Below are 26,726 nucleotides of genomic sequence, written 5' to 3'. Positions count from 1 at the left end.
GGGCATCCCACATTACAAGATGCCCTACATCCGGGATGATCTTGACCTTGAATGATGGAACATACTTCATGAAAGCTTCCACATTTGTCGGAGTTTGATCCGAATTAATTGAAATAATAGGAGCCCGTGTCTTTTTAAGCGACTCAATACAATCTTCATTTGCCCATCGGAACATGTCATTCAGCGATTCTCTCCAACCTTTTTTGGGGACACCATTCAGCACGGAGAGAATTCGCTCAAACGATGCCTCAGTGTTCCTTTTAAAGAAAGGTTTCATTTTTTCCATTGTCGGAGCTGTTACCACATCCATATAAACACTATCCATATAACTAATAACTTCTGGAGGATACTGCATTTCAACATTATGTAATTCATCCACTAGCACAAGTCCGGCAACATGATCGGGCACGCTCTTTGCGGTTTCAATAACAACAGGTCCGCCCATAGAAAAACCGACAAGCACAACCTGATCAAGATCAAGTTTATTAATAACAGTTGCTACATCTTCACCAAATGATGCTATAGTCCACGTTTGACGGTTATTGCCGGATTCTCCAAAACCGGGTAGGTCTACAGTTATTACTTTATATGTTTTTGAAAAATGAGAAACCTGTGCATCCCAGATAGTCCTGTTATTGCTCCAGCCATGAACAAAAACGAGTGCCGGCTCACCCTCTCCCTGTATATCAAAACTGATTTTCACACCATCTGATGAGATAGCAACATTATCAGGTCCATTTGTGCAGCCATAGATAATTAGGATTAATGAAATAATACAGCAACTCAAAAACAGAATCTTCTGCTTCATCTTACACCTCCATACTTTTTGATTAATGATTTAAAAAGAGACTTAGGGACGGTGCATGAATTTCTGACAAAATCCGTCTGCAAAAAACAGATACCGTCTGAGATTCTAACTTGCCCTTCCTTGCCGTGACTGAACTCTACCCAAAATCAACGCCGATGTCAAGCACCCTGTAACACCCTCTGAACCTTGTGCAGGATTTGGGCTGGATCATCACCGATAGACGCCTCGATCACTGTTGCGAAAGAATTTGACAACCATCCGCCAATGTGGAAGGTTTCCTTTGACTGGAGCTAACAGGAAAGCGGTATTCCCGAAAGGGGCACGTACCGTTTGATGTGACAGGGGATGGAAACAGGATATGGATGGGATATTGAGGCACTCTCAGAGGAAACGGGGAGAAACAGATAGGCCTAGCCTAGGTCTCAAGCGCCATCCCTTGACCCTACCCTAGAGGATTCCATGTATCGGCGAGTTTGTCGCCAGTGATCGCAAAAGTCAAAAGTCCATGTACATCCTGAGCATCGTCGAAGGACCTGTCCCCATGTTCGCGGCGAAGGACACCCACCGCGTGCCATCACTTGCTTTTTTCCTTGATAGTGCCCACCCTTAGGCCTAAAATAGCTGGACGGGGGGACTGAGTTCGGAGGCAAGGGTCAGTATGTTTCCTCAAACCATCATAGTCTGCGCTTTACTGCTCGCACCGGGGCCTCTTTCTCGAGAACCAGCGGCCAAAGCGCTTCCATTCTCCCCAGATGAGGTCGTGTCTCAGGTCACTGGCGGGGGAGAGCTCTCGGGTCGGGCACGGCCAATTCTCGGTCCCTGGGAGAACCCATCTACCGTCTTGCTTGAAGAGTTAATGATCGACACTGTGCCCTTCTATGTCGGGGCTCCTGAGTTTCAGTGGTTCCCTTCTGTTGGGTTCAATGGCATAAACTACCTTGTCGTATGGCAGGACAGTCGGGTTTGGCCCTCCGACATATATGGAGCCAGAGTTGATGCATCTGGCGTCCTGCTTGACTCAATTGGCATACCCATTTCCACTGCCCCAGGGTGGCAGACGTCTCCGTCCGTGACATCCGATGGCGCTAACTATCTTGTCGTATGGGGAGATAGCCGCAACGGGGACGGACGTGACATCTATGGTGCGAGGATAGGTCAATCGGGGATCCTACTTGATACCGCGGGAGTGGCGGTCTCAACTGCACCTGATCACCAGACACGACCTTCGGCGGCTTTTCATGGGGCAAACTACGTGGTAGTCTGGACAGACGGCCGGAGCGGCACGGACATGGACATATACGGGACAAGAGTCGATACCTCGGGGAACGTGCTCGATACGTCTGGCGTGGTAGTCTCCAGTGCAGTCGACGACCAACAGAGTCCATCGATTGCCTTTGCCGCTGATGCCGCTCTTGTGGTGTGGGAAGATTGGCGGAATGGAACCGATTCCGACATATATGGGGCCCGAGTGGCGCCGTCCGGTAGTGTGCTCGATACCATGGGTATCGCCATATCGACCGGGAGTGGGAATCAGGGATATCCTTCCGTCGCCTCTGATGGCATCAATAGGCATCTTGTAGTCTGGCAGGACGGCCTATCAGGCCTCCGAGATATCCGTGGTGCCAGGTTGGACACAGCTGGGATAGTGCTCGACTCCTTTGGGATAGCCATCTGTTCTGCCAGTGATGATCAATCCTCCCCTTGTGTTGCTTTTGATGGAACAGACTACATTGTCGTTTGGCAGGATGGCCGTCCAGGGCTTCCGGACATCTTCGCAACCAAGGTCGACACATCAGGGATAGTGGCAGATACGTTAGGGACAACCGTATCTGGCGCTGCCGGTTCCCAGACAGGCCCCTCAGTTGTCTGTTCCGGAGTTCACTGTCTTATTGCATGGGGGGATAACCGCACGCACAATGACTGGAACGTTCGTGGTGCGAGGATAGACACGTCTGGGATACTGCTCGACACCTTGGGCATCCTCTTCTCGACAGCAGCAAACTATCAGATGCAGGTGGCCGCTTCGTTTGATGGCACAAACTACTTCGTAGTTTGGGAAGACTACCGAACCGGCGACGACCTAGATATTTTCGGTATGAGAGTGAGCCCGTCAGGCGTCGTGCTCGACTCCTCGGCGATAGCCATATCAACCATGATTGGAGATCAGAAGGGCAGCTCAGTAGCCTTCGATGGTATGAACTACCTTGCCGTGTGGTATGACTTCCGCGACGGTAGCAGTGGTGACGTCTACGGTGCCCGGGTGGATCAGTCCGGAGTTGTACTCGACCCTGCCAGTATACCCATTTCTGTGGGCGGGCACAGAGAAAGGTATCCTGCAGCAGCTTTCGGCGGAGCTAACTACTTGGTTGTGTGGGTAGACTCCCGGAATATCTCCAGTTATGATATCTATGGTTCAAGAGTCGGCACTTCGGGCACTGTCCTGGACCCAGCCGGGATACCCATCTCTGTCGGCAACGGAGACAAGTGGTCTCCTTTCGTGGTGTTTAGTGACACTCACTACTTTGTAGTGTGGTCCGAGGACGGTGGCGGTAGCGGATTGGATATTTATGGTGCCAGGGTGGATACTTCTGGTGTCGTACTTGACACTACGGCGGTGCCAATCTGTACCGCCGAAAGGGACCAGACATGGCCCTCGGCGGCGTTTGATGGCAATAACTATCTTGTCATATGGGAGGACGAACCCCCTTGGCCCATGGAGGACAACATACGGGGCGCCAGAGTTAATCAGTCTGGAGAGGTGCTCGACACCTTGGGCTTCCCCATATGCACAACTGACAGTGCTGTGTGGTTTACATCTGCAGCGTTTGACGGAAGTAACTACATAGTGGTATGGGGTGACCACAGAGGCGGTAACAAGTGGGGTATCTACGGCGCAAGAGTGGATACATCGGGGACCGTTCTTGACCCGTCTGGGATCGTGTTGGTGAGTCGACCTCACAACCGGCGGATACCGACCATCACAAACGGCCCGGATGATCAATGCATCATTGTCTACGAGGGCTTCTCGGCGCAGACCCATAACAGCTGGCGAGTATTCGGTGCGCTCTACCCAACTGTGGGAGTTGATGAAACACGTTCAAAGCCAAGGATGCGATCTTCGGGGTTAGAACTACGCCAAAATGTGCCGAACCCCTTCCGATCTCGAACGGCGATCCGGTACCAAGTGGCGGTCACAACTCAGGTCTCTCTCAAGGTCTACGACACCTCTGGCCGTGTGGTGGGTGTCCTTGTTGATGAGAAAAAGGCGGCAGGAACGCACTCAGTCAGGTGGGATGGGAGAGACTCGGCAGGGGAACAACTGCCTTCAGGCATTTACTTCTGCAGACTCCAAGCCGGTGATGCCACCGCCACCCGCAAGATGATACTAGTCAGGTAGGTCTGAGGAAGGAGATCTGGGGACGGTGCATGACATTCTGACCCGACTACGTGTTCCTCGACTCCGTCGGGCTTCGCCAGTCTACGCTCAGGTAGCTACGACTGGCTTCGCATTTTACCCTCAAAGACGATACTCTGGTTACTTCCTTTGGATGATTCTATCCCACCTAACCCCACAAGTCAACCTCCTCGGTATCTTCATCGCCACATGTTCGTCTATGCACAAGTTCACATGTGTACACATGCGCACGTGCGCATATGCGCACATATGCAAGATCTGCGATCTTAGGTCACAGATCTTAGATTAGTTGTGCCGGATTTGTGCCAATTTCTCACCAACAGATGCCTCGATCACTGTTGCGAAAGAATTTGACAACCGTACGGGAATGTGGAAAGATTCCTTTGAGAAAAGCGACAAGGCAAGGAGTCGAGAAATAAGAAGAAGTCTGGTCCTCTACTATGAGAGTAGCCATCGTTGATTACGATCCTGCGTGGCCTGAGCAATTCAGGTTAGAAAAGGAGAAGCTGTTGGCTGCCATCGGTAGCTATGTGGCAGAGATCCAGCATATTGGAAGTACTGCTGTGCCGGGCTTAGCTGGAAAGCCAGTAATCGATGTGATGGTCGGTGTGCATCCACTGAGCGAAGCAGATGCCGTTTGCATCGACGCGATCATCCAACTAGGTTACGAGTACGTCAGTGCTTTCGAGAAAGACACACCCTTCAGGCGCTATTTTCGCAAGAACAACTCGAACGGAGTTCGTACACATCAAATTCACCTTGTTGAAATCGGTAGCGAATGGTGGCTGCGGCATCTTGCCTTTCGCGATTACCTGCGATCGCATGCTGAGGCCCGCGAAGCTTATGAGCGGGTCAAACGGGAGCTAGCCTCGAAAGAATGGGAGGATGTCAACGACTACGCTGAGGCAAAAACGGAATTCATCAGGGCAATAGAAGAGAAGGCAATGACATGGTGGCAAGAGGTAAAGGGGAGACACTAGCGACAGGCGCGAATCATTGTACTCGATCACTGTTGCGAAAGAATTTGACAACCGTCGGCGAATGTGAAAGAATCATTTTAGGGGGGCAGTTGCGGTGCCAGACGTTATCCCTCCAATCGTCAAAAGGTCAAGTGGTAGATCCCGAGCCAAGGCGAGAGGCACCGTCCCCAATGTTGCTCTGGTATCTTGCGAAAAACCAGGGACACTTCCGGCATTTTCGCCACGATTAGTTTCTCGCAAAGCCCATTGGAAGCCGATTGCGCAATCCTTCTCATAAGTTCTGTTCTGATTTCGGAAGAAAACGGTGCATATAACCTATTTGAAAAATAGCCTGAAAAGAACCAATAGGATATACTTCTCTTCTGATTCCTACAATCTTTCCCAATCCTATTTCCAAGAAGAACCACCTATGATTCAGACAGTAAGCCGCCCCCAAATATGACCACTCCCCGCGAAGCGACTCCCTACTCGTCCCACCTGCGACTGCAACGCTGTGGAGCGTGTTAACATTATCTGATAACTTGTATCCAATATCACACTGGACGGCGTTAATTCCGTCCTGGTCCTCGCCGTCCCAGTACATTCCTGAAAGGCGCAATCCGACAGGACCAAACCAATACCCCACAACACCATTGATAACAGCCGGCCACCCCAGGTTTGCTCCCATCTCAAAATACCGATCTCTTCTCAAATCCCTTGGGCCCATATCAGGCGGATCTTCCGCTCCTTTTTCAGTCTGCGCCTCAGCCAAGTGATTCACGCTGAGGGCGAACAACAGAGCAAAGGCCATAAGCAGGACGGATAGTTTTTTCATGCTTTGCCTCCTCTCATTCTCTCAACGGTATTCCACATCCTTGGGGACGGTGCCCTATACATTTAAGATTTTCGATTTATGATTTGAGATTGAGAAAACACGTTCGACGCTACCGGGTCTCAACTCCTTTCTAAGGCGATGCACTTCTCTCAGGATCTACGCCCCCTCGACCTGGCTCCGGATTTCACCCTCCGAATGCTCCCTTCGGATTCCCTCAGGACAGGCTCCGGATCCATGACTTGACTTTTTGACCCGACTACGTCTACGCTGACTCCCCACTCTGCCTGCAGGGCTCCGTGGGACTTCGCGTCGGGCTTCGCCAGTCTACGCTCAGGTAGCTACCCTACTTCGTCCTTCGTGGCTCCGTGGGACTTCGCGACTGGCTTCGCATTTTGCCCTCAAAGACGATACTCTGGTTACTTTCTATGAATGATTCTATCCCACCAAACCCCATAAGTCAACCTCCTTGGCATGTTCATCGCCACATGTTCGTATGTGCACAAGTTCACATGTGTACATGTGCGCACGTGCGCATATGCGCACATATGGACGTAAGGGCATTTGTGCTCGGTGCCTCCTTCGTCCTCCTTCACCGAGGTTACGGAGGACAGGCTTCTGACGAGCTACGAATACTCCCTTCGGATTCCCTCAGGACAGGCTCCGGATCCATGACTTGCCAGTTTGACAGTATGTCTGTGCATGAGCTTGGGTAGGCACGTCATTCCTGTGTATCGGAATGCCGGCAAGAAGGTTGTCGAAAAAAATGTCCTTGACGTAGGTATAACTTCCGTTATACTGAGAAGTATGAAAACCGCGATATCAATTCCAGACCCACTCTTCAACGCTGTTGAGCGACTGGCTAAGAGGTTTGGCATCTCGCGCAGCGAGCTCTTCCAGCGGGCGGTCAGGGAGTTTTTGGGAAACCACGAGGACAAGGGCGTGACAGAAGCTCTGAATGAGGTCTATGGCCCGGACCATGAGAAGGCTAGACTTGATCAGCTTCTCGAGCGCCTGCAGGTCGCCTCCATTCCCGAGGAAGAGTGGTAGTGCAAAAGGGAGAGATCTGGTGGGCGTCGTTGGCTTCTCCGCGAGGTTCTGGCCCAGGCTACAGGCGACCTGTTGCTGTAGTGCAGTCAGATGCGTTCAGCAGGAGTCGCATTCAGACGGTTATCGTGGCAGTCATTACCTCCAATGTGCGGCTGGCTCGCGCTCCCGGCAACGTTGCTTTGACGCGGCGTCAGAGCGGACTTCCCAAGGACTCGGTCATCAACGTGTCACAGTTGATTACTCTTGACCGGTCGTATCTCACCGAGAGAGTGGGTAGACTGCGTGCGAGCCAGATGCAAGCGCTCGACGACGGCCTTCGTCTGGTCCTTTCTGTGTAAGGGATGAAACCTGGGGGCGGTGCCCTACATATTTAAGATTTTCGATTTATGATTTAAGATTGAGAAAACACGTTCGACGCTACCGGGTCTCAACCCCTTTCTAAGGCGATGCACTTCTCTCAGGATCTACGACCCCTCGACACAGCCTGGGATTTTCAACCCTCCGAATACTCGAAGGATTTTCAACATTCAGACATTTCCGATGCCTGAAGGCACTGTGCCGAACAAATACCTATGAACACGAAAATGGAATATAGAAGATAGAAAATATAGGACAAAACAGCGGCATAGGGATCTCCCTACTCATCTATACTGAAAATTGGGGGGCTGTCCCCGGGCCTTGACAATACTATTTGAATTCGTATATTATTGGCACGAAATGCGGTGAAAGGAGGTGAGACATATGGCAAAGACTTTCGCTTGTAAAGATGTGGGAGTTGACTGCCCCTACGTTGCACATGCCGAGACTGAGGAAGATCTGATGGTACATATTTCAACACACGCCAAGGAAGCCCACGGTTACACCGATGAACAACTGAACGATCCGGAAATGATGAAAAAAGTCAAAGCGGCAATAAAGGAAGGATGATAACGTCCTGACAAGAGTCTGACGCAAGAAATCCGTTGGCGAAAAAACCATACGGATGTATTGAGGCGTCAAACCGGCAAATTTGCACACCTGTCTGCCCCGTTCCACGGGGTCCCCGGTGCAATTGACTCTGGTTAGTGCACGGAATCAGACCGCTTCGATCGTTGAAGGCGGCTTTGGCGCGATGTTGTATGTGACGCTGACGACACCTGGCACGTCGCGTATGATCTCCTGAGCGAGTTTCTCAAGGGTTTCAAATGAGAGATGGGTTGGCGTAGCAGTCCGCGCATCGACGCTATCCCAGCAGCGCACCTCAATCTGCTGACCAAAATCACGCTTACCCTCCCGCATCCCGGTTACCCGGTCTTGGTGAAGAATTGCCATGTACTGGAACGCGTCAGTTCCCTTGAGCAAATCCTCCACGATTGCGGTTGCTTTTCGGACAGTTTCTATGCGCTCGGGTGTAACTTCTCCGATCACGCGTGCCGCGAGTGCCGGCCCCGGGAACGGAATGCGCTGGGACACATCATCTGAAAGGCCCAGGGCGCTGCCGACCTTCCTGACGCCGTCCTTACGAAGCTGAATGAGTGGCTCGATTATGTTGTAGCCAAAGGCGTCCTGGGGGTCAATCCCGAGCTGGGCGAAGACGTTGTGCTGCCGCTTGACGCCTGCAACAGTCTCATCGACGTCGGTCAGGATAGTCCCCTGGAGAAGGAACATTGCCTTGCTTTCCTTGACGATGCGTCCGAATACATCCTTATAGAAGGTCTGGGTAACAGCCTCGCGCTTCTCTTCCGGGTCCGTGATTCCTTTAAGGGCCGTAAAGAACTCCTGTCGTGCATCGACTATCTCAACCGGTACCCCCAGTTTCTCAAAAATGCGGACAACCTTTTCGGGCTCTCCCTCGCGCATAAGTCCATTTTCGATGAAGACGGTCTTAAGGCGCTTCCCCAGGGCACGATGTCCCAGCATCGTAACTGAGGATGAATCGACGCCTCCTGAGAGCGCGTTGACGGCCATTCCTTTCCCAACAGCGGCCTTGATGTCTCTGACCTTTTCATCGATGAACCGCTCGGGATTGAGGTCCTGAGCTGTTATTTCCTTAGTCATGTGAGAACCCCCTTTCATGTGATAGTGCTCGACACATCTAATCCTACTCACATCAGCTATTGGTGTCAACAGGACTATGAAGACGAAAATCCCTGCCACCACACCGCACGCCTACCCGAAAATACGAAATTCCCATCCCCCTGCCAGTCCCCGGCGAAATTACGAAATTGCACACACATAACACGAATTACGAAATTGGTCCAACTATTGAAACCAGAGATCACACAAGATTCCAAAAGCCGAAAATAGAAGATAGAAAATAACACCTTGAAACGGATTTGGAACGTAACAGCTGATAGCTGTCGTATGTCTCATATCTTGCATCTAACATCTGGTCCACGTGATAATGTGTGTTAATCTGCAGCTACGAGGTAGGATTTGGGGTCAAACCTGAAATGATGCAGTGCCGAAACCGGGAGATCATGAAAACAGGAAGCCATTGTCCAGATGAGTGAAAACGCAAAATATGAGGTCTGACCCCGGTCCCATACGTCACTGAGAGATCCACTACTCCAGTAAACGTCAGAAAACAGCTTATCGACCCGTTCGAGGACATGCCCTCATTCAAATCCACCCTCTCTGAGCAGGAGATAGAACATCTGCTGGAATACCTTGAGACTCTGTGAGTCTTTCCATGTTTTGAGCACATTTTCCTGAGAAAAAGGGTTGACAGAGAAGAGTTCTCAAGTATATTGCTGGTTACCAGTAATAATTACTATTCGCAGGAAGGAGGTGAGAAGGATTAACCACAAGTACGACAAGGGCTTACGGATGACGCGCCAGCGCAGGGTGATTCTGGCTGAGCTTCAGAGGAGTGCCTGCCACCCGACCGCTGCTCAGGTCTACAGGTCTGTCCGTGAGCGAATTCCCCGGATAAGCCTGGGGACTATCTACCGTAATCTGGACGTACTATCCAAGGCGGGCCTGATACAGAAACTGGAACTGGCGGGCATTGAAAAACGGTTTGACGGGACAACTGAAAATCACTATCATGTGCGCTGGGTCTCCTGTGGCCGTGTCGAGGATGTGTCGGTCAACGAGTTGCCTCCAGTTGAGAGTACGATCCAAGGGATGAGCGACTACGAGATTGTCGCGTACCGACTGGAATACATTGGCATATGTCCAGAATGTAGGAAGAGGAGAGGATCCTCTCAGAGGAAGAAGCCATTAGAGTCAGGAAAGGAGGAGAGCAGTGGAACTGAAAGGATCGAAGACTGAAAAGAACATTCTCACGGCGTTTGCCGGAGAATCACAGGCGAGAAACCGTTACACCTACTTTGCCAGCAAGGCGAAGAAGGACGGGTTTGAGCAGATCAGAGCCATCTTTGAAGAAACGGCCAGTCAGGAGAAGGAGCATGCGGAGAGGCTTTTCAAGCTGCTTGAGGGAGGGATGGTTGAGATCGGGGCTGCGTTTCCTGCCGGGGTCATTGGAACGACAGCAGAAAACCTTGAAGCTGCCGCCGGTGGTGAAAACTATGAGTGGACTGACATGTATCCGGGGTTTGCGAAAATCGCTGAGCAAGAAGGCCTCGCGGATATCGCGAAGATCTTTCGATCGATTGCTGTAGCCGAAAAGCAGCATGAAAAAAGGTATCTTGGACTTCTTGCGAATGTAAAGGCAAACAAGGTGTTCAAGAAGGACCAGTCGGTCGTGTGGCGGTGCTTGAACTGTGGATATATTCACGAAGGGACGGAGCCGCCTGAGGAGTGTCCTGCCTGTGCGCATCCTCGAGCGTACTTTGAACTGCTGTGTGAGAACTGGTAACCGAAGAGGAGCCGATAAGATATGGACCTAAGCAGATTCAGTGAGGAAGAACTGCTTCTCACTGCCATGAGAAGTGAGATCGAAAGCAAGGACTTCTATGCCAAGCTTGCCAGCAGAGTGAAGAACTTCCTTCTGAAGGACAGGTTGGAATTCTTATCCAAAGAAGAAGAGAAACACAGGACCTTCTTTGAGAACACGTTCAGGGACAAGTTTCCAGGAAAGAAGCTCGTTCTACCCAAAAAGAGTCCAGTACCGTTGCCTGAGTTGAAAATCCCTGACGAAAGTGTGGCCATTAGTGAAGTCTTCTGGAGTGCCATGCAGGCAGAAAAGGCTGCGCACGAGTTCTACACCGGATTGGCGGAGAGACTGTCAGGCAATGATCAGCTTAAGAAGTCTATTCTCTATATTGCGACTATGGAGATGGGGCACTACAAGCTTCTTGAAGTCGAAAGAGAGAATGCCGAGAGGTTTGAGGATTACGATGTCGAATGGCCGTTGTTTCACGTGGGACCCTGAAGGCAATGTACGAAGGACAACTTGCAGAGTACCAAGAATGAAACGCGGACCAGGAGGCGCGAGAAAGATTTGGGTTGTAATGAATGTGAACCCAGACGATAATGAGTTTCACTGAGTGAGGTTGATTGTATTAACCTCAAAGAAAAGGAGTGAAAGATGGCAAAGAGGCTGGAAATCTACAAGTGTGAGATCTGCGGGAACATCGTGGAAGTCTTGCACGAAGGTGTGGGTGAGCTAGTTTGCTGCAACCAGCCAATGAAGCTTTATGAAGAGAACGCAGTTGATGCTGCGAAGGAAAAGCATGTTCCTGTGGTGGAGAAGGTTGATGGTGGGTTCAAGGTGAAGGTGGGCAGCGTACCTCATCCAATGGAGGATAAGCACTATATCGAGTGGATAGAAGTGATCGCTGATGGAGATGCGTATCGGCACTTCCTGAAGCCGGGCGACGCCCCTGAAGCAGTTTTCAACATCAAGGCAGACAAGGTGACTGCCCGGGAATACTGCAATCTGCATGGACTGTGGAGGAGTTAGAAACATGCTCGCGAAAAAGATACAGGAGGCTTTGAGTAAGCAGCTCAACGCAGAGCTGTATTCTTCATATCTCTACCTCTCTATGTCCGCTTACTTCGAAGCGAGAAATCTGCCGGGCTTTGCCAACTGGATGCGGGTGCAGACACAGGAAGAATTGACGCATGCCATGAAGTTCTATGATTTCATCAACGAGCGGGGCGGGAGAGTAATTCTAGAGAAAATAGACGGTCCACCCACGGATTGGGACTCTCCTGTGGCCGTTTTTGACCATGTATATAAGCATGAGCAGAAGGTTACCGGTCTCATCAACGACCTGGTCAATCTTGCCATTGCGGAAAAGGACCACGCTACGAACAGCTTCCTCCAGTGGTTCGTGTCCGAGCAGGTGGAAGAGGAATCCTCCGCGAACGATGTTCTTGAAAAGGTGAAGCTCGTTGGCAAAAGCGGGGATGGACTGCTAATGACTGACCGTGAGCTGGCACAGCGCGTATTCACGCCGCCGGCAACAGGCAAGGGGGGAGAAAAATGAGTTTGGACTTTAACGCTGACGAGATTTTCGAGATGGCTGAGCAGATTGAAAGGAATGGTGCCAAATTCTACAGGAAAGCAGCGGAAGGACGAGAGAATACACATGCTCACCAATTGCTCCTCGACCTCGCTAGCATGGAAGTTGAGCACGAAAGGGTCTTCGCCTCTATGAGAGAGGAACTGTCGAAGCAGGAAAGCGGTACGACTGTCTTTGATCCGCACGACGAAGCAGCCCTGTATCTACGGGCAATGGCTGATGGACAGGTCTTTGATGTTAAATCGGATCCGTCCAGGGATCTGACAGGGGAAGAATCGATGGAGCACATTCTGCGCAAGGCCATCGGGATGGAGAAGGATTCAATCGTCTTCTATTTGGGAATGAAAGATATGGTTCCAGAGAAACTTGGTAAGCCCAGGATTGACGGTGTCATCAAGGAAGAGATGAAGCACGTCACCGACCTGAGCAAGTACTTGTCTTCTCTGAAAGAACAGAAGTGAAGAGTCCTCTATGGATGAGTCTTTCAAGGCTCTGAAGATTAGCGAGCACGTCTATTGGGTTGGTGCGATTGACTGGGCTGTCCGGGACTTCCACGGCTATCTGACCAGCCGGGGCACAACCTATAATGCCTACCTGATTCTCGCAGACAAGATCACGCTCATAGACACGGTGAAGGCTCCTTTCCATAGTGAGTTGATGTCGCGCATCTCCTCGGTCATTGACCCTGGTAAGATTGACTACATCATCTCCAACCATTCAGAGATGGACCATTCCGGGTGTCTGCCCCCAGTGATAGAGACGGTCAAACCTGAGAAGGTTTTCGCATCGCCAATGGGGGTGAAGGCTCTGTCCGAGCATTTCCAGATGGAGAGAGAAATTCTTGCTCTGAAAGACGGCGACAGTCTCAGTCTGGGGAACCTGAACCTGTCCTTTGTGGAAACTCGTATGGTGCATTGGCCTGACAGTATGTTCACGTATCTAGCAGAGGACAACCTTCTTTTCTCCCAGGATGGTTTTGGTATGCATCTGGCCTCCAGCCAGAGATTCTCTGATGAGATTGACCAGACAGTTCTTGACTACGAGGCAGCCAAGTACTATGCGAACATCCTTCTTCCATTTTCTCCGCTCATAAGCAAGCTTCTTGAAAGAGTAGGTGGCCTTGGCATCACCATAAATACAATAGCGCCCGACCATGGACCGATCTGGAGGAAAGACGTTGATGGAATAGTTGAACTCTACTCGGTGTGGGCGGCCCAGAAGCGGAAGAATAAGGCTGTAGTGGCCTATGATACGATGTGGCAGAGTACAGCCATGATGGCAAGGGCAATTGGTGAAGGTCTCTCAGCAGGGGGAGCAGTTACCAAGCTGATGCCCCTGAGGCAATGTCACCGGAGTGACATTGCCACCGAGATACTGGATGCCGGGGCGCTCCTTGTGGGATCGCCAACCATAAACAACAACATGTTCCCGACAGTTGCAGACCTGCTGGCATACTTAAGGGGTTTGAAGCCGAAGAACATGATAGGGTCTGCCTTCGGTTCATACGGCTGGAGTGGAGAAGCTGTTGCACAGGTGAAGGAGATCCTCACTGCAATGAAAGTGGAACTGATAGGTGATGGTCTCAAAGTGAAATATGTGCCTGATGGCCACGCCCTCGCAGACTGCTATTCGTTCGGACTACAAGTCGCAGAGAAGCTCAGGAGATTGGCTGGCAGTGAATAGTGAAATAGATCTCAAGGCGTTGTTCGACCTGAGCTACGGCCTTTATGTGGTCTGCTCCCACTCGGATGAAAAGCTGAATGGTCAAATCGCCAACGCTGTGTTTCAGGTCACTGCAGAGCCTCCACGACTAGCAGTCAGCATCTCCAAAAACAACCTCACGCACGAATACATTTCAAATAGTGGTGTCTTCAGCATTTCCGTGCTCGACGTGTCAACACCAATGGAATTCATCGGACTCTTTGGTTTCAGATCAGGCAGGGATGTTGACAAGCTCTCCCAGGTTGGATACGAAAAGGGGACCACAGGGTGTCCCTGTGTCATGGACAATGCGCTTTCTATGATAGAAGCGAGGATGATTGGTCAGCTTGATGCAGGCTCGCACACGATATTCCTAGGGGAAGTGGTGAGCGCTCGAGTACTGCAAGGGGGTACTCCACTCACCTATGCCGACTATCACCAAATAAAGAAGGGCAAGGCTCCTAAGAATGCACCCACATACAGAGGCGGGGTTGAGGAAAAGGAAGAGAAACCTGAAGGAGCGGGTACAGGTATGAAGAAGTTTGTCTGTGATGTGTGTGGCTATGTTTACGACCCGGCTCAGGGAGACCCTGAACACGGAGTGGCTGCGGGCACAGCGTTTGAAGATCTCCCGGACGATTGGGTCTGTCCGGTCTGCGGGGCCGGAAAGGGCCAGTTCTCGCCGCAGGATTAGAATTCGCATGAGAACGGCTCAGAAGCGGCGATTCGACCTGCTGATTCTGTGCGTCCATTCTTCCCAGCAAATTCGGTTCGGGCCTTACATCGTAGCGTCATGTGGCAGAGTGAGCTCGCCGTGGACACCGGTAACCTTAGATTGGCACCTAGTCCAGAAATATTCGGCCTTTCCCGTTGCTACAATTGGAGAAATCAGTATACTGAGAGGTATGCGGTGGTCACTATTCGTCTAGCCACCCAAGCAGCAAATCCGATAAGAAGGAGGCCTCCATGAGTTACCACTTCAGTAAGAAGCTGAACCTCTCTTTTGAGGAAGTTGTTGCCCGGGTGACCGAGGAGCTGAAGAAAGAAGGGTTCGGCATTCTGACCCAAATAGACGTGAAAGAAACGCTCAAGAAAAAGCTGAACGCGGATTTTAGGAAGTACATCATTCTGGGAGCATGTAATCCTCCCTTTGCCTACAAGGCTCTGCAACTAGAGGACAAGATAGGTCTGATGCTGCCCTGCAATGTTATCGTGCAAGAGAGGGGTGAGGGAGCTGTGGAAGTATCGGCAGTGGATCCTGTCGCATCCATGCAAGCTGTTGACAACCAGAAGCTGCGCGAGGTGGCGAGGGAGGTAAGGGAAAAACTGAAGGTGATAGTTAACAGGCTGTAACCGGGGAGGTCCCTGCCTGGCAAATGATGTATTCACATTTCTGGTGGGAGGCAGGGCGGGTGAAGGTATTAAGAAGACGGGATCGGTCGCAGCCCGTTTTTTTGCGAGCATGGGCCGAAACCCTTGGCATAAAGAACACGCGTCTTCTCTGTGATTTCTGGCCGCACGGGGAGGTCGCAGGACTATACAGCATATTCAGAGAAAAAGAGGGCTTTTCTGAGAGAGCGAACATAATAATTGACGAGACCCAGAAAGTTGTATTCTTCAAGGTCTATGAGATAAGGGTCCTGCCCGACATACATGAAATAGTCGACTTCCTGAAGAGCATGAACAGGACGTGATGTAAGGTAAACCAAAAAGAAGGTGGTGACCATGGACGTGAAAGAGGCAATAAGCAAAAGAAGAGCATATCGATCTCTTGAAGAGACGAAAATAACTGAGGAACTTGTGAGAGACCTGGCTGAGTGTGCCAGCCTGTCCGCGTCATGCTTCAACAACCAGCCGTGGCGGCTCATTTTTGTTTATGACAAAGAGATGTTGAAAAAGATGCGAGAGGCCTTATCAAAGGGGAATGAATGGGCGCATTATGGGTCCATGATCATCGCTGTGTTCAGCAGAGAAGATCTTGACTGCAACATAAAGGATAGGCATTATTACCTTTTTGACACAGGCATGGCGACGGCCTTCGTCATATTAAGAGCCACAGAACTTGGTCTTGTCGCCCATCCAATTGCAGGGTACAGTCAAAAGAAGGCTAAGGAGATTCTGCGGATCCCGGAAGACATGAGGCTTATTGCTCTTCTCATAGTAGGTAAGCGCTCAGATGAAATTCGTGATGTGCTGTCAGAAAAGCAGGTTGAAGCTGAAGGGAAGAGGCCGGAGCGGTTGCCGTTTGAGAAATTCGCCTTCATAAACATGTACAAGGAGGAATAAGACATGCGGATGACACATGCCAAGGGCAATAAGATGGGCAAAGTCGTTCTTTACGCTCTGAGTACGTGTGGGTGGTGCAGGAAGACCAAACGGCTACTCGACAAGATGGGCATAGAGTATAGCTATGTGGATGTAGATCTTCTAGAGGACAAAGAAGAGGATGAGGTCATGAAGGAGATCGAGCGATGGAATCCAAAATGCTCATTTCCCACGGTGGTGGTCAATAACGAAAAGTGCATAGTGGGGTTCAATGAAGAGAAGATCAAGAAGGCGGTGGGCTATGAGTAGCACCGATATCAGCGCTGAGGAAGTTGATCGACTGTATGAGCGTCTGAACAAGGAAGCAGAAGAAGGCGGATATCACTTGAATCCTGATGTTGAGTTCGCCAAGGATCTGATTCGAGGAATCCTGACTAATGAAAAAAGATATGGGTACTGGGGATGCCCGTGCAGGCTTGCCTGTGGTCGCAAAGAAGAGGATCTGGATATCATATGTCCCTGTGATTACAGGGATACGGACTTAAGCGAACATGGCATGTGCTACTGCGCGCTTTATGTGTCGGAAGCCGTGGAGAAAGGTGAAAAGGAACTGACAGGGTCGATACCTGAAAGGCGGCGGCCAGCAAAGGAGAGGAAAAAGGCAAAGTCTGAGCACCCACGCAAGAGTGTATCATCGTTGCCTCTGCCTGTATGGAGGTGCAAGGTCTGCGGCTATCTGTGCGCAAGAGAAGAGCCTCCTGAGGTTTGCCCGGTGTGCAAAGCAAAAAAGGAGAGATTCGAAAGGTTTATGTAGCATTGCTCCGAATTGCAGTCCAGAATGAGTTGAATAATTAACGCCTACCTGTCGGGCCTGTACTGCTCTTCTTTCTGCAACTCTTTATAGGAGTCTTTTCTCTCCTTCTATTTTCTTTATATCTGTAATGTCCTGGGTTACTTCTAAAGTGCCGAGATACTCGCCGTTCTTGTCACGGACTGGAAAGTAGCGGATGTAGATGAGTCGTTCCTTTAGCTGAATCCAGAACTCTGCTACATCGCTACGACCATTTCTGAAGTCCTCAAGTATCTTGCTAACAACATGGATGCTTTCTTGAGGATGGCACTGCTGAACCTTACGGCCAATGACCGCCTTTGTCCTCGGGAAGATTCGTTCTTTCGATTGGCTGAAGTATCGGACTGTATCTTCTCTATCAACAAAGGTGATATCTACAGGTAGAGTGTTGAGGAGTACTTCAAGCTCTTCCTTGGAAAAGCTTCCTGTTTCAAATGCAATTTGTCCTTTGGACGCGGCATCGGGTTCGCTTGTTCTCTCTTTCTCAACAGCAACTGTCGTACATTCTGGTGTGAAGCTGCAATACCCGATTTCATCAAACTGGTTCTTAATCTCTATCCACTCGTCTTCCGTGATTACCTTTAATGCTGTGGGGAAGAGTACGTTATTCTCTTTGTAAAAGTGGCTTTGGAGCATATCACCCAAAGATGTTGCCACGTCAGTGAGTTTCCCAACAAAATCCTGAAAGTTATTACTCTTATGGATGTTTACGAGTTCATGGACCTTTTTCTTCTTCTCTCTTATCTCGTTATGCTCTGACCACATAATTGAAGGTGGCTGGGTAATTCCGTGTTTTTCAAGATAGGGAAACAGGACATTCTCCTCTCGCACATAGTGACTTTCCGCATCGTCGAGGTGCTTTGAAACTCCTTCTAATTGTCTTATTCCCTCACCTGCCGAGTCAAAATTCTCCGCTCGGTTAATCTCCTGCGTGACACTTTTCAGTTCATCGGCGAACCGTAGTATGATTTTGTGTTCTTCCATAAGAGTATGAACTGGATGGCCAGGCGGTGCTAGAGTCTTCTCTTTTTCCAGAGACTCCTTGAAGACAGCAAGGTGCACATCGCAGAGTCTATGAATTTCTTCGCTTGGCATACCCTCTTTTACTAGCTCTTCTTCTATCTGGGCTATATCCGTTGGACCCACCTCTTTCAAAATCTCTTTAAATTTCTCTTTTACATCACCGGGTTTTGCTCCCGCATGTAACTCCTTAATCAAATCCTTTATCATCTGCTTCTTGTCCTCTTTACCGCCAAATACCTTACTCATAATATCTCCTCCTCATTTATTGATTTTCGTTTCCTGGCTATTCTTTCGCCGCCGCCTGAGGCTGACTACATACTTCCCTCGGTGGGTCAAAGAATGGACTGAGAATCGCTACTATTTTCCCTAGACTTCGATGTACTTCATCCGAAATCTCAGAATCGAAATCTAGAGTACCTGGTTGAATTCCCAGGAGATAGCTTGCCTTCCCTTCCTTTCTAAGAAGGGCTGAGAGCAACCCGAGGGGTACCTTATGTGTTGAAATGGTGCAAGGAGGGAAGCTCGCATCAGAAAAGATCCGAACCTCACCTGGCCTCCCTCCGAAATCTACTGCGTCAACAAAGATGCCTACCTCAGCGTCTTTTCTGTCTAGAATGCGTAGAACAATCGCTTCGAGGCCCTCTGTTTCTGAAAAGATTCTCTCTGGGGCTAACCCCCTTAGCTGTCGGGCAACCTCAATACCTACCCCGTCATCAGCTCGGTCAGGATTTCCCAGACCTATGACCACAACCGCCCTGGAGTGAATCAACTCTCTTAGTCTCTTCTCGATATTCGTCATATCACGCTTACTAGATGTGCAGAACAGCTGATGCAGGGATCAAAAGCCCTTACAACCATCTCCAACTTGAGTTCCAGATCATCCTCCGTTCCTTTGGACAACAGATTCTCAGTTGCTGTTTTCAAATATTCCTCAATATCGTCCAGATTTTGGCCAGTTGGAGTGACTATGTCACAACTGGTTATCGATCCACCATTTATGGAATAGGAATGGTATAGCGTGCCTCTGGGCGCTTCTATGGCTCCAGTTCCTGTTCCGCTATTCTTGGATGGTTTCTTCACGACTGGCTCTTCGAGTTTCATTATCCTATCGACCAGTTCAGGGATGGCTTCGATACAGTGCAAAATCTCTATGGCCTGCGCTAAATTGTTGAAAAAGGGGTTTTTCATCCATCGCTTGCTGTATAGCTTTTCGAAATGCTTTGCTGCCTCTCCTGTCAATCTTTTGCCCAAAAGATTCATCCTTGCAATCGCCCCAACAGTGAAAGGTTTCTCATTATGCCTTGACCTCTTGGCAAAGGAGTATGGAACTACCCGTTCCTGAATCACTTCCTTATATTCTTCCACACTTCTTTCTTCGCCTGTGGAAATGAGAAGCGAATCACCTACAAAGCCGTATTTTCCATCGGGGGGATTGAGCGCCATAAGAGTTGTATCACGCTCCACGTAAGAAGGATACTTGAAGGATGCAAACAACTCCACGGCCCTTTCTGCATCTGAGATCAGCTTTTCCGCCTTCTTCTTTATTCCAATAAGAGCCTTTTTAGATGGATGAGCACCGAACCCCCCCAGTATGGGATTCTCGCCGTGAATCATTCGAGCGCTCACGGTCTCCATAACCCAGTACCCGAAACCCTTTATGGCAAGGGCAGACTTGATCTCCTCACCATAGTTATCCACCATATCCATAACTGATGCACGCCCAAGAAAATCAGGGAGAGACAGAAAGAAAATATGCAATGAATGGCTTTGAATAATCTCCGCAAGAAGCATGAACTCTCTTGTGAGTTTCGTTCTGAGGGGCACTTCAATACTCAAGGCTCTTTCCAATCCTCTGAGAGCAGCGTACCTATGAGAAAGACTGCATATGCCACAGATTCTTGGTACGACATTGAGAACATCCTCGGGAGATTTACCCACTACCAGTTCTTCTATCAGCCTCGGACCCTCGTAGATTTGGACTTTCACATCCTTGACTTTTTTGCCCTCTGTCCTGACGGTAATCCCCCCGTGACCCTCTACCCTTGCCAGTGATTTGATGGATATGCGTTTCATTCCATGTGTTCCATTATTTTCTTGAGACGCTCCACCATAGGAGCACCGCCGAATTTCCTGAATTTTTGCTGAATCTCTTGAGGGCCATATCCCTTTTCTACCAGCAATTCATATTGAGAAGGGACATTCGGTACTTCTGCAGGTCCCCAGCATCCGACGCATGGGAGATTGTAAGATGGGCAAGCAGCGCCGCAACCTCCCCTGGTGAGCGGCCCAAGACAGGGTAAGCCCCTGAGGAGAAGGCAGTCGTTTTCTTTCCACTTGCACTCCGCGCAGACGGGAAACTGGTAAAGATACGGGGAGTTGCCGTTGAGCATACGGGCCACGCTATGAAGGAATTGTTTTTTGTCCATAGGACAACCTGGAATGTAGTAGTCTATCTTTACAAAAGCGTCGCACGGTTTTGATTCAAAGGGCTCCATAGTCCTGAACGACTTGCCATCATCGCCGTATACCTTCTGGAACCGCTTTTTCCATTCCCCCTCACCCAGTCTCATCGACTGAATTCCCCCGAAGCAGGCGCAGGTACCCATGGCAACCAGGAGCTTTGAACGTGATCTTACCTGCGCTAATTCCTTTTTTTGCTTCTTAGTTGTGATTGAACCTTCCAAGAAGGCTATATCCAGTGTGGTATATTCGTTATTGCTCTGGGCCATGGGGAATGATTTGATTTCCGCCCGATCACAAAGCTCGAATAGTTCGGCGCCGCATTCCAGGATGACAAACTGTTCTCCTGAGCAGCCTGTATAACTGTATATCCCTATTTTCTTCTTTTCCATCTATCTCAAACCAATCCTCTCATATTTATCACATCCCAGTATGTGAAGACCGGACCGTCTATGCAGGTATAGGTATTACCCACAACACAGTGTCCGCACTTACCGATACCACATCTCATGCGGCGCTCGAGGGTTATGAGAATCTGAGGCTTTTGAATACCAAGGCGCACGAGTTTCTCGATCACAGATTTGTACATTACAGGAGGTCCACACACTGCTGCATAGGCATTGGCAACATCAATATTCTTGACATACTTGAAGAGTTGAGTGAGCTTTGCAACATGACAGGGCCAATCACCAGTGGGGTCATCATCAACTGCCAGGAGACAGTGAAGGTCTTCCCGTTCTCTCAGCTCAAGAAACTCGTCTCTGAAGAGCATATCTGACGGGGTCCTGGCACCGTGGAGAAGATACACATCGCCGAAATCATCCCTGTTGTCTAAAGCATAGAGCAAAAGAGAGCGCAGCGGAGCAACTCCAAGACCTCCTACAGCAATTATGAGGTTCTGTCCTTTGATCTCATCGAGTGGAAAACCGTTTCCATAAGGTCCTCTTATTCCTACCAGGGAATTCTCTTTCAATCGAAATAGCGCCCTGGTGACTTCTCCTACTTCTCTGATACAAAACTCGAGCAGACCCGGCCTTGAAGGCGTGGAAGATATGGAGAAGGGGGCCTCTCCAGTTCCCGCAATGGAGAGCATCATAAATTGCCCGGGAAGGTATTTCGTTGAGAGTGCCTTTTCCATGTCCGCAAACCTTATCTGAAAGAACCTGACGTCACGAGATAGGTTATGCTTTCTCACTATCCTCGCAGGTTCCAGCGTGAAAGGATTTTCCTGGCGAGACTCCTGATTCATGATTTTCCTTTGTGCTCCTTTTTACCCAGTAAAGCTCTGGCTACCACGAGCACATTGATGTCCACAGGACAGGTATCAATACACCTGCCACATCCAACACAGGCTGGCTTTTCAGAGTAGCCAAACGACTTGAGTTTATGACTATACCATAGCCTGAGCCTCTCCCCCCGCGTTCTTCTGAAGTTATGGCCCCCAGCAACGAGTGAGTACTCTGTGTAAATACAGCAGTCCCAGTACCTTCTCCTGTCACCTTTGGATCCAGAAATAGAGGGTTCGTCAACAATGTTGTAGCAATTACAGGTTGGACAGACCACTGTGCAGGCACCACATTCAAGACACCTTTCCCCCAGTTCATTCCACAACGGGATGTCGTAACTCAACTCCATGAGGTCCGGTATCACTGTCATGTCGATGCCTCTGGTGAATTTCTCGTCGCGTTCAGTCTTGCATTCTATAAATTTATCCGTGTGTTTGCGGGTGATATTATCGTTAAACAGGTCGGGTTCGGCTCTAACCATGTCATCGCCCAGGCTTGAGCCCACCCAGACGAGGTAGAAATCTTTAAGGTCGCTGAAGAACAGGTCAAATCCTTCTTCTACAACATCTGTGCCCATGGACTTGCACAGGCACCCTTCGGTGGGGGTACAGAACGAAACACCCAGGATAGCAGTCCGCTCTCTTCTCTTGATGTAGTACGGGTCTGGATAGTATCTGGTGAACAAGTCATCCAGGATGAGCAGTCCGTGGATGTCACACGGGGGAACGCCGTATACAACCTTCCTGGGCATATTCTCAAGCTCGGCCTCGTAACTCTCTCCGTCATATCTGAACATGTTGAATTCTGGAGGATGGACAAGCTTCTTGATAGATAGAACAGTTTTTGTGGGCTCGAGAATCAACTCAGAGAAGTCATCTATCTTGTCGTAAACATGTACTTTACCTTTTTGGACTGGACCCCACAGCTCACCGAATTGTTTTGAGGCTTTGAGGAACACTCTCAGGTGTTCCTTCTTCATCCAGAGAACTCTCATGTTTCGCTGTCTCTGTTTTCTCCCTTAGTTCCTAGGTATCTTTGAACAGACGCCCCTTCTTCACACCACCCTTTTATAGTTCTCAGATAGTACCTTATGCTAACCTTGAAGGCCAGCCCAAATTGCTACAATCTGCCTATGTTCATGGTCTTCGTCTGGGGATGTCGAGTCAGTAATTTGCACACCAGAGCTCAAAATAGGATTGAGGGTGAGCACAAGCTGGACATTCCCTGGGCGGTTCGGATCCCTCGTGGATGTAGCCGGAATTTGGACATTTCCACTTCACGACCTCGTCTCGCTTAAACACCCTGCTTCCCTGGATATTCTTAGGGAGTGTCAAGTATCGTGTTTCGTGTGCTTCCTCAGCCTTCGCTATGGATACGAAAATAAACCCCTCTTCACGGGCAACCTTAGCGAATGTAGGGTACATTTCGGTCCATTCATAGTTCTCACCAGCAGCCGCCGCCTTGAGATTGGCTTTTGTGTCACCAATCACACCTGCTGGGAATGAGGCAGATATCGCTACCTCCCCCCTGTAGAAACTTGAATTCCCGCTTAGCGTGCTCCTTCTCGTTGTCAGCCGTCTCCTGAAATATGGCAGCTATCTGCTCGTATCCTTCTTTTCTTGCCTGGCTGGGAAAGTAGCTATACCTGTTGCGAGCCTGCGATTCTCCTGCGAAGGCGGCCAGGAGATTGTTTTGGGTCTAGCTTCCTTTCAACTCGTTGACTTCCACAAACCGTGGACACTGCGATACTCCCTTGCCGTAGTGCTGTCCGTGTGTATTGCAAATACTGCTTCGGCCGCAGATCCCAGCTTCAAAAAGTGACGATAGACTTTCCCGTCCGCTATCAGTTCAATCCACTCAATGTAGTGCTCTTCCTCCATTGGATGAGGAATAGTGCCAACTTTGACCCTTACGACACCTTCTGTCGTCTCGGCCACTGGAACGTGCTTTTCCTCTCCGACATCGTCTGCCTTTTCTTGATGGAGTTCCATTGGCTGTCCACAGCAGACCAGTTCTCCAACCCCCGTGTGCAACACCTCCACAATATTGCCACAGACATTGCACTTGTAGACCTGCAATCGCTCAGTCATTTCGGGCCTGCTTTCTTTCGCTGATAATCCCTGATTGCCTCGTGAAGAGCGTCGGCGGCCAGGTTGGAACAATGCATCTTCTGCGGAGGGAGACCATCGAGCTCGCAAGCCACATCGTTACGTGTTATTTTCAAAGCCTTATCGACATGCATCCCTTTTGCCATTTCTGTAACCATGCTGCTCGTTGCGATAGCTGAACCGCAGCCGAACGTTCTGAACTTTATGTCGGTGATAATATCGTCCTCTACTCTGATGAACATCTCCATCAGGTCCCCGCACACAGGATTGCCCACTTTCCCGTAGCCGTCAGGATTTTCTAGGGTACCCACATTTTTTGGGCTCATGAAATGTTCCATCACTTTCTCACTGTAGCCTACGTTTGCCATGTGGGTTACCCCCGTTTTTCACAGTGGTGAAAGTTTTCTCAACCTCTCAACAGTCTCTTTGACAGCCTTTGCTATCACTGGTGTTTCTTCAGCTTTATTTGACGGCCCCAGGGTCAGGACCATTGACCCATGTGCTTCTTCGTGCTTCAGACCTATTGCCAGCAGAACATGTGATGGTTCCAGGGTTTTCGAAGAGCAGGCTGAACCGGTGGAAACTTGTATGTTGTACATCGTATCCATATTCAACACGATACTCTCACCTTCAATACGGCTAAACCGGAAACTGGCATGGTGGGGAAGCCTCTGAGTATTATGACCCGTGAGATAAGATTCGTCAATATTGAATATCTCGTCGATCAGTTCATCCCTTATCTCCTTGAGCCTCTTGCTTTCCTCGTCCATTTGGTCTTTTGCTATCCTTGCCGCTTCTCCCATTCCAGCAATGGTGAATAAGTTCTCTGTCCCAGACCTGAGTCCCCGCTCCTGTCCGCCTCCCGGTAGGATTGGCTGGAGCCTTACACCGGGTTTCATATACAAGACACCAGCGCCTTGGGGCCCACCCATATCGTTGGAGGACAGTGTTAACAGGTCTATCCCATCGCTCTGCACATCTATGGCTATGCGGCCTGCCGCGGCTGTTGCATCCACATGCAGATACAACCCCTTCTCATGGACTACCTCACTTATCTCCTTGACAGGTTCGATTGTTCCTATTTCGTTGTTCGCATACATTATGGAAGTAACGGTGGTATTTTTGGTCAAAATGCGGCCAAGTTCCTCTGTGTCGATGATACCAGTTGAGTCAACCGGTATGATGGTCAGTTTGAACCCGTTTTTCTGAAGCTCTTTCATAGGATTGAGGACTGACATATGTTCTATAGCGCTTGCCGCAATCTCCTTACCTTTTGATATATTCCTGAGCGCTGTTCCCTTGATAGCCAGGTTGTTTGATTCAGTTGCGCCGCTGGTAAAGACAATACAGTTCTCATTCCCTGCGTTTATTAGCTCTGCGATTTTCTTCCTTGCGTCTTCGATAGCCGTTTTTGCCTCTAATCCTACTGAATGGAGGGATGAAGGATTTCCGAAGTTAGCTCTAAGATACCGTTCAGCAAACTCAGATACCCTGGGATCAACTGGCATCGCCGATGCGTGGTCCAAAAATATCCTCTTCACAGATTCCACCTCTAGAAGTTGAGAACGGCACCGGCATCGAGCGCCAGGTCGTTCAGCGTCGCGGCCCCAACGATCTTTGCCTCGGGAATGAAATCACCCCTCGAGATCCCAAGGAGCTGTGTGGTCTGTTCACATACATACAACTTCACACCCGCGGATGTGGCCTGCTCCATGACCTCCTTGAGGTTCGGAAAGTCGCCGATCTTGATCTTTTCTGCCTCACCCTTTTTGACGACCGTCACGCCCTTTATCAAGAAATAGATGGCCGCATCTATGTTCATAGCGGCCGCTGCCGTCGCGAGCATGAACGGCGCATACAACCGTTCTGGTGTGTCCAGGCCACTGCTTTGCACATAGAGTATCTTGTTCATCTGCTCCTCCTCATTTGATTCTTCTTATGAAGAAGGTCAATATCGTACCATGTTTCTCAGATTTCAAGATCTCGTGCCCGGTTCTCTTTGCCCATCGTTTAATGTCTTCTTCTGCTGCAGGGTCGTCAGCTTCCACTTTGAGTATTTGACCCACCTCAATCTTCTCTATCTCTTCTTTCGTCATAGCGATTGGCATCGGGCAGTAGAGACCGACACAATCTAGCTCTGCATCCGGTACGATCTCTGACTTCATAGTCAATGCTCCCGTTACTTGTCTTACTCCGTGGTATGTTCATACGGCAATGACTTCTACCACCTCTGGCACTTCTTCTTTCAACAGTCTTTCTATGCCCGTCTTTAATGTCATCTGACTCATGGGACATCCTCCACAAGCTCCTGTTAACCTCACCTTCACCACGCCATCAGAAGTGACCTCCACCAACTCCACATTGCCACCGTCTGCTTGTAACGATGGTCTGATCTTGTTCAGGGCAGCTTCAACTCTCTCCTTCATCTTGACCCTCCTTCTGATTGTGAGCTCTTGCGGCTCATTTCTTATTTCCCTTGATCCCAAGTATAACTGCACGCAACAGACCACATCCATCACATTTTTCCTCGTCAATATGGACGATATTCCTCCGTA

The 26,726-nt window shown here is 49.7% G+C and carries 33 protein-coding genes and 1 pseudogene; 18 read left to right on the top strand and 16 right to left on the bottom strand.

Annotated features, from left to right (window positions below):
• On the bottom strand, window positions 1-808 hold an 808-nt coding region (locus E3J62_04110; GenBank protein ID TET46547.1), incomplete at its 3' end, for an alpha/beta hydrolase.
• A 658-nt stretch (window positions 809-1,466) separates the two neighbouring features.
• On the opposite strand from E3J62_04110, the gene E3J62_04105 reads away from it, so the two are divergent.
• Together E3J62_04105 and E3J62_04100 are read left to right on the top strand one after the other, a co-directional pair.
• Window positions 1,467-4,205, top strand: coding sequence for a T9SS type A sorting domain-containing protein (locus E3J62_04105; protein ID TET46546.1), 2,739 nt, complete (start codon window positions 1,467-1,469; stop codon window positions 4,203-4,205).
• A gap of 458 nt (window positions 4,206-4,663) precedes the next feature.
• Window positions 4,664-5,203: a GrpB family protein gene (locus E3J62_04100; protein ID TET46545.1), complete on the top strand. Its 540-nt coding sequence runs from the start codon at window positions 4,664-4,666 to the stop codon at window positions 5,201-5,203.
• Between the two features lie 271 nt (window positions 5,204-5,474).
• Here the strand turns inward: E3J62_04100 and E3J62_04095 are convergent, their stop codons facing one another.
• A complete protein-coding gene (locus E3J62_04095; GenBank protein ID TET46544.1) occupies window positions 5,475-6,017 on the bottom strand; it encodes a hypothetical protein in 543 nt (180 codons plus the stop codon).
• Between the two features lie 804 nt (window positions 6,018-6,821).
• Between E3J62_04095 and E3J62_04090 the strand changes: the two genes are divergently transcribed.
• The 3 genes from E3J62_04090 (at window position 6,822) to E3J62_04080 (ending at window position 7,991) form a co-directional block, all read left to right on the top strand.
• Entirely contained in the window at window positions 6,822-7,064 is a 243-nt protein-coding gene (locus E3J62_04090; GenBank protein TET46551.1) for a ribbon-helix-helix protein, CopG family, read from the top strand.
• Entirely contained in the window at window positions 7,064-7,402 is a 339-nt protein-coding gene (locus tag E3J62_04085; GenBank protein TET46543.1) for a type II toxin-antitoxin system PemK/MazF family toxin, read from the top strand. The genes E3J62_04090 and E3J62_04085 overlap by 1 nt, the downstream gene beginning before the upstream one ends.
• A gap of 403 nt (window positions 7,403-7,805) precedes the next feature.
• A complete protein-coding gene (locus E3J62_04080) occupies window positions 7,806-7,991 on the top strand; it encodes a DUF1059 domain-containing protein (protein ID TET46542.1) in 186 nt (61 codons plus the stop codon).
• Window positions 7,992-8,138: 147 nt separating this feature from the next.
• Here the strand turns inward: E3J62_04080 and E3J62_04075 are convergent, their stop codons facing one another.
• Window positions 8,139-9,101, bottom strand: a complete 963-nt coding sequence (locus E3J62_04075) for an ExsB family transcriptional regulator (GenBank protein TET46541.1) — start codon at window positions 9,099-9,101, stop codon at window positions 8,139-8,141.
• A 771-nt stretch (window positions 9,102-9,872) separates the two neighbouring features.
• Between E3J62_04075 and E3J62_04070 the strand changes: the two genes are divergently transcribed.
• The 13 genes from E3J62_04070 (at window position 9,873) to E3J62_04010 (ending at window position 17,258) form a co-directional block, all read left to right on the top strand.
• On the top strand, window positions 9,873-10,319 hold the full coding sequence (locus E3J62_04070) for a transcriptional repressor (protein ID TET46550.1): 447 nt from the start codon (window positions 9,873-9,875) through the stop codon (window positions 10,317-10,319).
• The gene (locus E3J62_04065) at window positions 10,294-10,866 is read left to right on the top strand and encodes a rubrerythrin family protein (GenBank protein ID TET46540.1); all 573 of its coding nucleotides are present in this window, start codon (window positions 10,294-10,296) and stop codon (window positions 10,864-10,866) included. The genes E3J62_04070 and E3J62_04065 overlap by 26 nt, the downstream gene beginning before the upstream one ends.
• Window positions 10,867-10,887: 21 nt before the next feature.
• Complete coding sequence (locus E3J62_04060) at window positions 10,888-11,382, top strand: Rubrerythrin (protein ID TET46539.1); 495 nt, start codon at window positions 10,888-10,890, stop codon at window positions 11,380-11,382.
• Between the two features lie 156 nt (window positions 11,383-11,538).
• Entirely contained in the window at window positions 11,539-11,913 is a 375-nt protein-coding gene (locus E3J62_04055) for a desulfoferrodoxin (GenBank protein ID TET46538.1), read from the top strand.
• 4 nt (window positions 11,914-11,917) lie between these two features.
• A complete protein-coding gene (locus E3J62_04050) occupies window positions 11,918-12,442 on the top strand; it encodes a ferritin (GenBank protein ID TET46537.1) in 525 nt (174 codons plus the stop codon).
• Window positions 12,439-12,939: a rubrerythrin gene (locus E3J62_04045; protein TET46536.1), complete on the top strand. Its 501-nt coding sequence runs from the start codon at window positions 12,439-12,441 to the stop codon at window positions 12,937-12,939. Before E3J62_04050 ends, E3J62_04045 begins: the two co-directional genes overlap by 4 nt.
• 10 nt (window positions 12,940-12,949) lie before the next feature.
• A complete protein-coding gene (locus E3J62_04040) occupies window positions 12,950-14,161 on the top strand; it encodes an FprA family A-type flavoprotein (GenBank protein ID TET46535.1) in 1,212 nt (403 codons plus the stop codon).
• A 4-nt stretch (window positions 14,162-14,165) separates the two neighbouring features.
• On the top strand, window positions 14,166-14,873 hold the full coding sequence (locus tag E3J62_04035) for a High molecular weight rubredoxin (GenBank protein TET46549.1): 708 nt from the start codon (window positions 14,166-14,168) through the stop codon (window positions 14,871-14,873).
• Between the two features lie 272 nt (window positions 14,874-15,145).
• Window positions 15,146-15,532, top strand: coding sequence for a DUF302 domain-containing protein (locus tag E3J62_04030; protein ID TET46534.1), 387 nt, complete (start codon window positions 15,146-15,148; stop codon window positions 15,530-15,532).
• 23 nt (window positions 15,533-15,555) lie between these two features.
• Window positions 15,556-15,873, top strand: coding sequence for a redoxin domain-containing protein (locus E3J62_04025; protein TET46533.1), 318 nt, complete (start codon window positions 15,556-15,558; stop codon window positions 15,871-15,873).
• A 31-nt stretch (window positions 15,874-15,904) separates the two neighbouring features.
• On the top strand, window positions 15,905-16,465 hold the full coding sequence (locus tag E3J62_04020) for a nitroreductase (GenBank protein ID TET46532.1): 561 nt from the start codon (window positions 15,905-15,907) through the stop codon (window positions 16,463-16,465).
• 3 nt (window positions 16,466-16,468) lie between these two features.
• Window positions 16,469-16,753, top strand: a complete 285-nt coding sequence (locus E3J62_04015; GenBank protein TET46531.1) for a glutaredoxin family protein — start codon at window positions 16,469-16,471, stop codon at window positions 16,751-16,753.
• On the top strand, window positions 16,746-17,258 hold the full coding sequence (locus E3J62_04010; GenBank protein TET46530.1) for a ferredoxin:glutaredoxin reductase: 513 nt from the start codon (window positions 16,746-16,748) through the stop codon (window positions 17,256-17,258). Before E3J62_04015 ends, E3J62_04010 begins: the two co-directional genes overlap by 8 nt.
• 84 nt (window positions 17,259-17,342) lie before the next feature.
• Here the strand turns inward: E3J62_04010 and E3J62_04005 are convergent, their stop codons facing one another.
• The 13 genes and pseudogenes from E3J62_04005 to E3J62_03945 form a co-directional block, all read right to left on the bottom strand.
• Entirely contained in the window at window positions 17,343-18,563 is a 1,221-nt protein-coding gene (locus tag E3J62_04005; GenBank protein TET46529.1) for a DUF438 domain-containing protein, read from the bottom strand.
• 37 nt (window positions 18,564-18,600) lie between these two features.
• A complete protein-coding gene (locus tag E3J62_04000) occupies window positions 18,601-19,116 on the bottom strand; it encodes a hydrogenase maturation protease (GenBank protein ID TET46528.1) in 516 nt (171 codons plus the stop codon).
• Window positions 19,113-20,390: a Ni/Fe hydrogenase subunit alpha gene (locus E3J62_03995; protein ID TET46527.1), complete on the bottom strand. Its 1,278-nt coding sequence runs from the start codon at window positions 20,388-20,390 to the stop codon at window positions 19,113-19,115. The genes E3J62_04000 and E3J62_03995 overlap by 4 nt, the downstream gene beginning before the upstream one ends.
• Window positions 20,387-21,169, bottom strand: a complete 783-nt coding sequence (locus E3J62_03990) for an NADH:ubiquinone oxidoreductase (GenBank protein TET46526.1) — start codon at window positions 21,167-21,169, stop codon at window positions 20,387-20,389. The genes E3J62_03995 and E3J62_03990 overlap by 4 nt, the downstream gene beginning before the upstream one ends.
• 5 nt (window positions 21,170-21,174) lie before the next feature.
• Window positions 21,175-22,026 (bottom strand): hypothetical protein, encoded by an 852-nt coding sequence (locus tag E3J62_03985; GenBank protein TET46525.1) that lies wholly within the window; start codon window positions 22,024-22,026, stop codon window positions 21,175-21,177.
• Window positions 22,023-23,057 carry a hypothetical protein gene (locus tag E3J62_03980; GenBank protein TET46524.1) on the bottom strand — a complete coding sequence of 345 codons (1,035 nt, stop codon included), beginning with the start codon at window positions 23,055-23,057 and terminating at the stop codon, window positions 22,023-22,025. The genes E3J62_03985 and E3J62_03980 overlap by 4 nt, the downstream gene beginning before the upstream one ends.
• A gap of 169 nt (window positions 23,058-23,226) precedes the next feature.
• A pseudogene (locus E3J62_03975) lies at window positions 23,227-23,791 on the bottom strand (rubrerythrin family protein).
• A complete protein-coding gene (locus tag E3J62_03970) occupies window positions 23,773-24,153 on the bottom strand; it encodes a desulfoferrodoxin (protein ID TET46523.1) in 381 nt (126 codons plus the stop codon). Before E3J62_03970 ends, E3J62_03975 begins: the two are co-directional and overlap by 19 nt.
• Window positions 24,150-24,539, bottom strand: a complete 390-nt coding sequence (gene nifU / locus E3J62_03965) for a Fe-S cluster assembly scaffold protein NifU (protein ID TET46522.1) — start codon at window positions 24,537-24,539, stop codon at window positions 24,150-24,152. Before nifU ends, E3J62_03970 begins: the two co-directional genes overlap by 4 nt.
• A gap of 18 nt (window positions 24,540-24,557) precedes the next feature.
• Entirely contained in the window at window positions 24,558-25,712 is a 1,155-nt protein-coding gene (locus E3J62_03960) for a cysteine desulfurase (GenBank protein TET46521.1), read from the bottom strand.
• 11 nt (window positions 25,713-25,723) lie between these two features.
• Window positions 25,724-26,083 carry a sulfur reduction protein DsrE gene (locus tag E3J62_03955; GenBank protein ID TET46520.1) on the bottom strand — a complete coding sequence of 120 codons (360 nt, stop codon included), beginning with the start codon at window positions 26,081-26,083 and terminating at the stop codon, window positions 25,724-25,726.
• Window positions 26,084-26,093: 10 nt separating this feature from the next.
• On the bottom strand, window positions 26,094-26,336 hold the full coding sequence (locus E3J62_03950) for a sulfurtransferase TusA family protein (GenBank protein TET46519.1): 243 nt from the start codon (window positions 26,334-26,336) through the stop codon (window positions 26,094-26,096).
• 39 nt (window positions 26,337-26,375) lie between these two features.
• On the bottom strand, window positions 26,376-26,597 hold the full coding sequence (locus E3J62_03945) for a NifU family protein (protein TET46518.1): 222 nt from the start codon (window positions 26,595-26,597) through the stop codon (window positions 26,376-26,378).
• Between the last annotated feature and the right edge of the window lie 129 nt (window positions 26,598-26,726).

Source organism: candidate division TA06 bacterium (genome assembly GCA_004376575.1).
Lineage (GTDB): Bacteria > Hydrothermota > DG-26 > E44-bin18 > E44-bin18 > E44-bin18.
This window is presented reverse-complemented; position numbering and strand designations above follow the sequence as displayed.